The following is a 2,500-nucleotide window of genomic DNA, read 5'->3' as shown; positions in this document are numbered from 1 at the left end:
CTACAGCTAAGGCCCCCAATTCATGGCTAAGTGGGAAAGCAGGTGGGACGACCAAAACAACCAGGAGGTTGGCTTAGAAGCAGCCATCCTTTAAAGATAGCGTAACAGCTCACTGGTCTAAATAAGTTGTCCTGCGGCGAAGATGTAACGGGGCTCAAGCCATGAGCCGAAGCTTAGGATGCCGTAAGGCATGGTAGCAGAGCGTAGTGTGACATAGTCTCATTCCTCCTTCACGTCTTCGGGCGTATTGGAGGAGAGAGGCTTTCGATGAAGCCGGCGCGTGAGCGATCCGGTGGAGAGATCACTAGTGAGAATGATGACATGAGTAGCGACAAAGAGTGTGAGAGACACTCTCGCCGAAAGTCCAAGGGTTCCTGCTTAAAGCTAATCTGAGCAGGGTAAGCCGGCCCCTAAGCCGAGGCCGAAAGGCGTAGGCGATGGGAACTAGGTTAATATTCCTAGGCCGTGGAGTGGTGACGGATCTCAGAGGTAGTTCATCCTTATCGGATTGAATGGGCTGCTGAGAGGTTCCTGGAAATAGCCCTCCTATAAGACCGTACCCTAAACCGACACAGGTGGACTGGTAGAGAATACCAAGGCGCTTGAGAGAACGATGTTGAAGGAACTCGGCAAAATACCTCCGTAAGTTCGCGAGAAGGAGGCCCGGTTCCTAGGCAACTAGGGGCTGGGGGCACAAACCAGGGGGTGGCGACTGTTTATTAAAAACACAGGGCTCTGCGAAGTCGCAAGACGACGTATAGGGTCTGACGCCTGCCCGGTGCCTGAAGGTTAAAAGGAGAGGTGAGAGCCTTGAATTGAAGCCCAGGTAAACGGCGGCCGTAACTATAACGGTCCTAAGGTAGCGAAATTCCTTGTCGGGTAAGTTCCGACCTGCACGAATGGCGTAACGACTTCCCCGCTGTCTCCAACATCGACTCAGCGAAATTGAATTGCCTGTCAAGATGCAGGCTTCCCGCGGTTAGACGGAAAGACCCCGTGCACCTTTACTACAGCTTCGCACTGGCATCAGGATTGTGATGTGCAGGATAGGTGGTAGGCTTTGAAGCAGGAACGCTAGTCCCTGTGGAGCCTCCCTTGAGATACCACCCTTCGCACTCTTGATGTCTAACCGCGGTCCGTTATCCGGATCCGGGACCCTGCGTGGCGGGTAGTTTGACTGGGGCGGTCGCCTCCTAAAGCGTAACGGAGGCGCGCGAAGGTTGGCTCAGAGCGGTCGGAAATCGCTCGTTGAGTGCAATGGCAGAAGCCAGCCTGACTGCGAGACTGACAAGTCGAGCAGAGTCGAAAGACGGCCATAGTGATCCGGTGGTCCCGAGTGGAAGGGCCATCGCTCAACGGATAAAAGGTACGCCGGGGATAACAGGCTGATACTGCCCAAGAGTCCATATCGACGGCAGTGTTTGGCACCTCGATGTCGGCTCATCTCATCCTGGGGCTGGAGCAGGTCCCAAGGGTACGGCTGTTCGCCGTTTAAAGAGGTACGTGAGCTGGGTTTAGAACGTCGTGAGACAGTTCGGTCCCTATCTGCCGTGGGTGTAGGAGACTTGAGAGGAGTTGCCCCTAGTACGAGAGGACCGGGGTGAACGATCCACTGGTGGACCTGTTGTTGCGCCAGCAGCAGTGCAGGGTAGCTATGATCGGACAGGATAACCGCTGAAGGCATCTAAGCGGGAAGCCCCCCTCAAAACAAGGTCTCCCTGAGGGCCGTGGAAGACCACCACGTCAATAGGCCGGAGATGTAAGCGCAGTAATGCGTTCAGTTGACCGGTACTAATCGCCCGATAGGCTTGATTTGATCCAGTAATGGAAAGACAAATCAAAAACATACACACCTTAGACTAACGATGGCTGTGTCGCGCCAAGCGGCACTGTTGATTGATTACACTACCGAGTGGCAACGCGCCTTTTGCACGCAAAAGACGCTGCCTGCCACCCGTCGCGCTTGCTACGCAAGTCGCAACGTGGGATTTTCCTCGGTTTGGTGGTCATAGCGCAAGTGAAACACCCGGTCCCATCCCGAACCCGGAAGTTAAGCACTGCCGCGCCAATGGTACTTGGGCTTAAGCCCCGGGAGAGTAGGTCACCGCCAAACCTAGAAAAATCCCAATTCTCTCTAAATGATAACAATACTTATTCGACCCCGGCCTCAAGTAGCGAAAGCGATAGGCCAACCTAGTGTCGCGGGATGGAGCAGCCCGGTAGCTCGTCAGGCTCATAACCTGAAGGTCGTAGGTTCAAATCCTACTCCCGCAACCAGGTCGAATAATATCAACACAGCCCGTTCAGACTACAATTGATCCACTGGATCAATTGCTTAACGTCTTCACCTCGTCAGGCTCATAACCCGAAGGCCAAAGGTTCAAACCCTACTCCCGCAACCTAAATCACTACACAATATCAATATATTACACACCGTGCCAGAGCGGGCTTTTGCGTTGCGCCATCACAACTGAAAGCACCGTGGAAGCAAACGGGGCGA

General features: G+C 54.0%; 1 tRNA gene and 2 rRNA genes (1 of these 3 cut by a window edge). All 3 read left to right on the top strand.

The window, feature by feature from the left end:
- Positions 1-1,816: ribosomal RNA gene (locus tag AC2FIM_RS20215) — 23S ribosomal RNA — on the top strand (it extends 1,012 nt beyond the left edge of the window).
- Between the two features lie 182 nt (positions 1,817-1,998).
- Positions 1,999-2,113, top strand: a 5S ribosomal RNA gene (rrf, locus tag AC2FIM_RS20210).
- An 87-nt stretch (positions 2,114-2,200) separates the two neighbouring features.
- Positions 2,201-2,277 (top strand) — tRNA-Met (locus AC2FIM_RS20205).
- The last annotated feature ends 223 nt before the right edge of the window (positions 2,278-2,500 follow it).

It is taken from the genome of Ruegeria sp. CDSC052, from assembly GCF_059610685.1.
Note: the sequence above shows the minus strand (reverse complement) of the source record. Positions and strands in the feature narration are given on the sequence as shown.